A 7984-nucleotide genomic window follows, 5' to 3' on the forward strand; every position below is an offset into this window, starting at 1 on the left:
CATCAATGCGCGTTCGCTCTCGCCCATGCCGCGCGTAGCCACGCAGATCTGCGCGGATTCCAGCATCGGCTTGATCGCCTGGAACAAGGGGCGGTAGCTGCGGGCATCGTCCACCCAGGGCATCAGCAGTGTGCCGAGCAGGCCCCACACCATGCCAAGACCTGCGGCCCACGCCACCACGCCCGAACGCGCCGGACGCAGCCACACACAGATCGCCCACAGCGCCGTGATGCTTGCTGCCGCCAGCACCGCAATCGGATGCAGCAGCATGTCGTACGGCAGCGGTAACACCCGGCCCAGCGCCTTGGCCAGCCAGCCTGGCAGCGACTGCCCGCCATTGGTCACGAGCGTGGCCCACACGGCCCAGACCACGAGCCCAAGCATGCCGAACAGCGTGACCGATACCACCCAGGCACGCGCACGCCATGCGGGCGGAATCAGCAGCAGCATCGGCGCACCCAATAGAACCAGCGCCGGTTGCAGCGGCATCAGATACACATCGCGCAGCACCGCCGAGCGCAGCACCACGGCAATCGTCACGAGCACGAACAGCGCCACAACCAGGTGCCCCTGGTATGGCAACAGCCAAGCTGCCCGCGCACCTCGTCCGCGCTGGCGCACCAGTTTGTAGAGCGAGATCCCCAGCACCGCCAGCGCCGGCCACACCGCTGGCGTGCCAGTCAGCAGGATCGAGCGGATGGTGGTAACGAGCGATCCCTTCTCACCGCCCAGGTGCGAAAACCCGAAGAAGCGGCCAAGGTTGTTGACCCAGAACCATTCGATGAACAGGTCCGGTGATTCATGCCAGAAGATGGCCGGCCAGATCATCAGCCAAGGCAGCGCCGCCAGCAGCGATAACGCGTAGAAGCGCCATGCCTGACGATTGCGGAAGTCCGGCAGCAGCGCCATTGCGGCCAACAGTGTCAGCGCGAACAGCCCCGGCACAAGCACGCCCTTGCCAAGGAATGCCACGCCGATACCCGTGCCGAACCACAGGGCCGGACGCAGTACGTCGACGCCGTGTACGCCGCCCGCCTCGCTCGCCTTCACATAGCGCACCAAGCCATACAGTGCGACGGCGGTGCCGGCCAGTTGCGGCACGTCGGCAATGAATTTGTGGACATGCTCGGCCAGCCCGACACAGCCGGCGAACAGCAACAGTGCGCCCAGTGCGTAGTCGCGCAACGCCGCGCCACCGGCATCCAGCCCAGCGATTCGGCGTTCTGCCAGTGTCTGGCCGGGGCGCCCACGTGCCAGTTGCGCCCCAACGCGCATGCGCCAGTCACGTGCCTCGCCGCGCAGCAGGCGTGCGGTGCGCCAGACCGCTAGGCAGGTCAGCGCCATCCAGAACAGCGCGGCCAAACGTACCGCTTCGTGGGGCGGCAGATCCGGCACGGCCAGCACAGCCAGTGCGCCAGTCCAGTACATCAGCGGCGGCTTCTCGACGAAGGGCTCGAAGGCGACATTGGGGATGACCCAATCGCCGCGTTCAATGATGTTGAGCACCACACCGAACGAGTACGGTTCGTCGGCTTTCCACGGCGCGCGCCAGAACGTGCCCGCCACAAAGTACGCGCACACCATCAGCACGACGACCACGCGCCAGTGCCGCACCAACAGGGCCGTGAAACTGCGGGCGCGCCTGTCCGGGCCTGTGTCGGCGGGTGCGGTCGACATCAGCGGGAGGGGGTGGGCGCGCGCGTCGGCGTCAGGTGGCATGAACGCGGGATCAGCGCTGGTGCTCCAGATCGCGCTGATGCTTCTTGAGCTTCGATCGAATGCGCGTTTGCTTGAGCGGGGAGAGGTATTCGACAAACACCTTGCCCATCAGGTGATCCATTTCGTGCTGGATGCACACGGCCAACAGGCCATCGGCCTCCAGTTCGAACGTTTCGCCCTTCTCGTTCAGTGCACGCACGCGCACGCGGCCCGGGCGCTCAACCTTGTCGTAGATCTCGGGCACGGACAGGCAGCCCTCGTCCCAGACCTTGCGTTCATCGCTGGCCCAGACGATCTCGGGATTGATGAACACGCGCAATTCATCGCGCGTCTCCGACACGTCAATGGTGATCACGCGCTCGTGCACGTCGACCTGCGTGGCGGCCAAGCCCACGCCCGGCGCCTCGTACATGGTCTCGGCCATGTCGGTGACCAGTTTGCGGATGCGATCGTCGACTTCGGCGACCGGTTTGGCGACTTTGTGCAGCCGCGGATCAGGGTATTGCAGGATATTCAGTAGGGCCATGATGCTTGGCAACAACGGTTGCGGAAGGCCACGCTAACGAGGGGTTGCCTTCAATTGCGATCGCTTGGAATGTCATGCAGAATCGGGGGCGCTATCCGCCACATGGCTTAGGAAAAAGCCTGACGAATGCTCGATGCCATACCCCTCTAGCTGCGACGCACGAAGCGCGCAGCGGCGACGGTCAGGCGTCGCGCAGGCACTGACCAAGCACGCGGACCACTCGCCGATTCTTCATAGAATAATGCGCCATCGTAACACACCGATGCTCTCCAAGTCCGCCACGCAATCCCCCACGAAAGCGCGCCAGTCTTACGTTTGCGCCTTGTCTGCGGTTGCCGCGGCAACGCTGTTTTGCGTAGGTGCCGCACATGCTGCCGAGCGCACTGTCTCTCCGGCGCAACAAGCGCAGGCCACTGTGGCCGCGCAAGCCGGTATCCCTGAATCCGAACTCGCCGCCAACGCGCCTTCGCAATACACGGTGCGCAGTGGCGATACGCTGTGGGCGATCTCCGGTAAGTATCTCAAGCGGCCGTATCGCTGGCCGGAACTGTGGGGCATGAACCGCGAGCGGATCCGCAACCCGCATCTGATCTATCCGGGCCAGGTGCTCTATCTGCATCACGCCAACGGCCGCGCCTGGTTGTCGAGCTCGCCGGCCTCGGCGGACGGCAGCACGGTGCGCCTGTCGCCGCATGCCCGCGTGTCGGGCCAGGACGGCGACGCCATCTCCAGCATTCCCGCCTCGGTCATCGAGCCGTTCCTGACGCAGCCGATCGTGGTGGATGAAGAAACGCTGGCGACGCCGGCGCGCATCTTTGAGCTGCCGGAAGGTCGTGTCTATCTGGGCAAGGGCGAGAGCGCCTATGCTCGCGGCCTGCCCGATGGCGCAGCTGGTCAGGCTGGCACCGAGTGGCAAGCCTATCGTCCGGTCAAGCCGCTCAAGGACCCGGTCACCGGCAACGTGCTCGGCTATGAGGCCGACTTCCTGGGTACGCTGCGCGTGGTGCGCGCGGCCACCGGCCCGCAGGCCGTGACCAAGATGGAAGCGCTGACGTCCAAGGAAGAAATGGGCGTCGGCACGCAACTGATGCCGCTGCCGCCGCGCGTGCCAGTGCGCTACGTACCGCATGCGCCGGAAGGCAATGTGCATGGCGTGGTTGCCAAGGTGACGGGCGGTGTGCGCTTTGGCGGTTCGGATCAGGTGGTGGTGCTGAACATCGGCAGCCAGCAGGGGCTGGAACCCGGCCACGTGTTGGCGCTGTCGCGTGCCGGTACGGTCGTCAAGGATCGGACTGCCGGCGGTGAAGCCGTGCAACTGCCGGAAGAGCGTTACGGCTTGGCCTTCGTGTTCCGTGTGTTCCCGCACGTGGCCTACGCGCTGGTGACTGACTCGTCGAACACCGTGGAGGTGGGCGATGCTGTCGATAATCCGATGATGCAACCTTGATCACGCTGACCGCAGTCCTGATTTGACCGATGCCTCAGAGGTCGCGGCGAGTGCCGCGACCGACTCCATTGATTCCCTCTCCTGCACACGCGATTCCGTAGAGCTGGCCGCGTGGCTGCGTCTGACAGAAACCCCCGGTGTTGGCCCCGTTGCCGCACGTCAGTTGCTGGCGGCATTCGGTTTGCCGCAGGATATCTTCGCCCAACCGTATTCCGCGCTCGCCAGGGTGTTGCCCGAGCGGCAGGCACGCGCGCTACTTGCTGCGCCGGGCGAGGCGCTGGCTGCGCTTGTCGAGCGTACCGTCACGTGGGCAAACGAGCCCGGCAACGCCGTCTTTACGCTGGCCGATCGTGGCTATCCTCCCCGCCTGCTGGAACTGACGGATCCGCCGACCGTGCTGTACGCCAAGGGCGATGTGTCGCTGCTGCGTGCGGCGGCGGTGGGCGTGGTGGGCGCGCGCAGCGCCACGGCGGCTGGCATCGACAATGCGCGGGCGTTTGCGCAGGCGCTGTCTGCGGCGAGCGTGACGGTCGTTTCTGGTCTGGCGCTGGGCATTGATGCGGCGGCACATGAGGGCGCGTTGAGCGGGCCCGGTAGCACCATCGCCGTGGTGGGTACGGGGCTCGATATTGTTTACCCGGCGCGCAACCGAGCACTGGCGCACCGCATTGCCGAGGCGGGGGTCATCATCTCCGAATACCCGCTGGGGATGGGCGCGCGTGCTGAAAATTTCCCGCGCCGCAACCGCCTGATCGCCGGTCTCGCGCGCGGGCTGCTGGTGGTCGAGGCGGCAGCGCAGTCCGGCTCGCTCATCACCGCGAGGCTGGCCGCCGAGCAGGGACGCGATGTGTTTGCCATCCCGGGCTCGATCCACTCGCCGCTGGCCAAGGGCTGCCATCTGCTGATCAAGCAGGGTGCCAAGCTGGTGGAAACCGCCGCCGACATCCTCGATGAACTGGGCTGGGGGCAGGCCGCTGCGCCAGTCAAGCGCGCCTCACGCGCTGCGCCGGCCAAAGGTGCCGCCGTTGCGCAAGCACCCGCCGCGCGCCTTGCGCCAAGTGCAGCTGAAACCACGTTGCTCGATGCGCTCGGTTTTGATCCCGTCGATCTGGATACCTTGTGCGAGCGCACCGGCCAGGCTGCGGCTGCATTGTCTGCGCAGCTTCTGGCGCTGGAACTGGACGGCCGTGTGGAGCGCCAGCCCGGCGGGCGCTTCCTGCGGCTTCCTTGAAAGCGTGCCTACAATAGTCGCGACCTATTCGCCGCACACAGCCGTTGTCTATGCCAATGCTCTCGCCTGACACTGACGCCACTACGCTGCATACGCGCATGCGGACAGGGCAGTTGCTGGTCGCGTGCCTGTGCGCCGAGTGGTGCGGCACCTGCCGCAGCTATCGCACGACATTCACCGAGCTGGCGGCGCGGCATCCGGAATGCTGCTTCGTCTGGGTGGACGTGGAAGACCATGCCGACGCCTTGGGCGATTTCGACGTCGAAAACTTCCCCACCCTGCTGATTCAACGCATGGATGAAACCGGCGATGTGTTGTTTTTCGGCCCCGTCTTGCCCCATGCCGGCGTGGTGGAAGGCATGCTTTCGCGTGATTTGCGCGCCGCACCAGCCGTGACGGCGGCACCCGACTTGCGTGGCTGGTTGCTGCAATTGGCTTGATTGTGCGCCTTGACAATGCAAGGCGAAGTCTGCGTCACTCTATTGCACCTGAAAAGGAACCGCGCTTATGATTGGCGGCCAAATTTGGGGCAGACTGCCTGAATGTGCGCTTTGATAGGCGCCGGCAGCACTTGAAGTCGGCACGCGTTGCCATAAGACTCTACAAAACCCACGCGAACGGCCGCTAATAGAAAGCGACCTCTTGTTTACCTGATTGCTTGCGATCGCCAGGATCCGCTCACATGTCCAAGGCCCTCATCATTGCCGAAAAACCGTCGGTCGCCGCTGATATCGCGCGCGCGCTGGGTGGCTTCACCAAGCACGACGAGTACTTTGAGAGCGACGATTACGTCCTCTCCTCGGCGGTTGGCCACCTGGTCGAGATCGCCGCCCCCGACGAATACGAAGTCAAACGCGGCAAATGGAGCTTCAACCATCTGCCGGTGATTCCGCCGCACTTTGACCTGCGCCCGATCGCCAAATCCGAATCACGCCTGAAGGTGCTCACGCGCCTGATCAAGCGCAAGGACGTGACTGGCCTGATCAACGCCTGTGACGCGGGGCGCGAAGGTGAATTGATCTTCCGCCTGATTGCGCAGCACGCGAACACGAAGCTGCCGGTGCAGCGTCTGTGGCTGCAGTCGATGACGCCGCAGTCCATCCGCGACGGCTTTACCAAGCTGCGCAGCAATGAAGACATGATGCCGCTGGCCGATGCTGCCCGCTGCCGTTCCGAGGCCGACTGGCTGGTCGGCATCAACGGCACGCGCGCCATGACGGCCTTCAACAGCAAGGGCGGCGGCTTCTTCCTGACCACCGTAGGCCGCGTGCAGACGCCGACGCTGTCGATCGTGGTGGAGCGCGAAGAGAAGATCAAACGCTTCGTGCCGCGCGATTACTGGGAAGTGCGCGCCGAGTTCATCGCCGCGGCGGGCCTGTACGAAGGCCGCTGGTTCGACCCGAAATTCAAGAAGGACGAGTTCGACCCCGAGCGTCGTGATTCGCGGCTGTGGAGCGAGGCCGAGGCCAAGAGCATCGTCGCTGCGTGCCGCGACAAGACGGGCACCGTCACAGAGGAATCCAAACCGTCGACGCAGATGTCGCCGGCGCTGTTCGACCTGACGAGCCTGCAGCGCGAGGCCAACGGCCGCTTCGGTTTCTCGGCCAAGAACACGCTGGGCCTGGCGCAGGCGCTGTATGAAAAGCACAAGGTGCTGACCTACCCGCGTACCGATTCGCGCGCGCTGCCCGAAGACTACATGGGCACGGTCAAGCAGACGCTCGACATGCTGGGCGAGAGCTCGCCCAACTACCTGACGCACGCGAAGAAGATCCTCGCCAACCAGTGGGTCAAGCCGAACAAGCGGATCTTCGACAACAGCAAGATCAGCGATCACTTCGCTATCATCCCGACGCTGCAGGCGCCGAAGAACCTGTCGGAGCCGGAGCAGAAGCTGTACGACCTGGTGGTGCGCCGCTTCCTGGCGGTGTTTTTCCCGGCGGCCGAATACCAAGTCACCACGCGCGTGACCGAGGTGGCGGGGCATCACTTCAAGACCGAAGGCAAGGTGCTGGTGAACCCGGGCTGGCTGGTGGTGTACGGCCGTGAGGCGCAGGGCGAGGACGCCAACCTCGTGCCGGTCGCCAAGGACGAAAAGGTCAAGACCGACAAGGTCGAACCGGTGGGCCTGACCACCAAGCCGCCCGCACGCTACAACGAAGCAACGCTGCTCTCGGCCATGGAAGGCGCCGGCAAGCTGGTCGACGACGATGCGCTGCGTGAAGCCATGGCAGGCAAGGGCCTGGGCACGCCAGCCACGCGCGCGGCCATCATTGAAGGGCTGCTGACGGAAAAGTATCTCGTGCGCGAAGGCCGCGAGCTGATCCCGACCGCCAAGGCCTTCCAGTTGATGACGCTGCTGCGCGGCTTGGGCGTGGAAGAACTGACGCAGGCTGAACTGACCGGCGGCTGGGAGCACAAGCTCTCCCTCATCGAGCGCGGCCAGCTTGAGCGCGATGAGTTCATGCGCGAGATCGCGCAGATGACGCAGCAGATCGTCAAGCGCGCCAAGGAATACGACAGCGACACCATCCCCGGCGACTACGCGACGCTCTCCACGCCGTGCCCGCAATGCGGCCACGTGGTCAAGGAAAACTACCGCCGCTTCGCCTGCAGTCACTGCGACTTCTCGATCAGCAAGATCCCGGGTGGCCGCCAGTTCGAGCTGGACGAGGTGGAAGAGCTGCTGATCAACAAGACCATCGGCCCGCTGCAGGGCTTCCGCAGCAAGATGGGCCGGCCGTTTGCGGCCATCCTCAAGCTGGCGCAGGAAGACGGCCACTGGAAGATGGAATTCGACTTCGGTCAGAGCGACGAAGACGACGGCGAGCCGGTGGATTTCTCCGGCCAGGAAAGCGTCGGCCACTGCCCGAAGTGCAACGGCAGCGTCTACGAACACGGCTTGAAGTACGTGTGCGAGAACGCCGTGGCGCAGCCCAAGACGTGCGACTTCACCACCGGCAAGATCATCCTGCAGCAGGAGATCAGCCGTGAGCAGTTGGCCAAGTTGCTGACCGAGGGCAAGACCGATCTGCTGACCGGCTTCAAGTCGGCACGCACG

General features: G+C 64.7%; 6 protein-coding genes. 4 read left to right on the top strand and 2 right to left on the bottom strand.

Features of this window, described 5'->3' with window-relative positions; genetic code table 11:
- Together JHD73_RS25080 and def are read right to left on the bottom strand one after the other, a co-directional pair.
- Positions 1 to 1719: glycosyltransferase family 39 protein (locus JHD73_RS25080; RefSeq protein ID WP_199032881.1), on the bottom strand; the 1719-nt coding region annotated here is incomplete at its 3' end.
- A 10-nt stretch (positions 1720 to 1729) separates the two neighbouring features.
- Positions 1730 to 2245, bottom strand: coding sequence for a peptide deformylase (gene def / locus JHD73_RS25085; RefSeq protein WP_199032882.1), 516 nt, complete (start codon positions 2243 to 2245; stop codon positions 1730 to 1732).
- Positions 2246 to 2507: 262 nt separating this feature from the next.
- Between def and JHD73_RS25090 the strand changes: the two genes are divergently transcribed.
- The 4 genes from JHD73_RS25090 to JHD73_RS25105 all read left to right on the top strand — a co-directional run.
- Positions 2508 to 3692 (top strand): LysM peptidoglycan-binding domain-containing protein, encoded by a 1185-nt coding sequence (locus JHD73_RS25090; RefSeq protein WP_199032886.1) that lies wholly within the window; start codon positions 2508 to 2510, stop codon positions 3690 to 3692.
- A 22-nt stretch (positions 3693 to 3714) separates the two neighbouring features.
- Positions 3715 to 4923 (top strand): DNA-processing protein DprA, encoded by a 1209-nt coding sequence (dprA, locus tag JHD73_RS25095; protein ID WP_199032883.1) that lies wholly within the window; start codon positions 3715 to 3717, stop codon positions 4921 to 4923.
- A 50-nt stretch (positions 4924 to 4973) separates the two neighbouring features.
- Entirely contained in the window at positions 4974 to 5363 is a 390-nt protein-coding gene (locus JHD73_RS25100) for a thioredoxin family protein (protein ID WP_199032884.1), read from the top strand.
- A gap of 242 nt (positions 5364 to 5605) precedes the next feature.
- Positions 5606 to 7984: DNA topoisomerase III (locus JHD73_RS25105; protein ID WP_199032885.1), on the top strand; the 2379-nt coding region annotated here is incomplete at its 3' end.

The organism is Ralstonia sp. ASV6, from assembly GCF_016429285.1.
GTDB classification, from domain to species: domain Bacteria; phylum Pseudomonadota; class Gammaproteobacteria; order Burkholderiales; family Burkholderiaceae; genus Ralstonia; species Ralstonia flaminis.

Bases quoted from the DNA above. Each gene is read 5' to 3' on its own strand.
- def (WP_199032882.1), bottom strand. From the start codon at position 2,245: ATGGCCCTACTGAATATCCTGCAATACCCTGATCCGCGGCTGCACAAA.
- JHD73_RS25090 (WP_199032886.1), top strand. From the start codon at position 2,508: ATGCTCTCCAAGTCCGCCACGCAATCCCCCACGAAAGCGCGCCAGTCT.
- JHD73_RS25100 (WP_199032884.1), top strand. From the start codon at position 4,974: ATGCCAATGCTCTCGCCTGACACTGACGCCACTACGCTGCATACGCGC.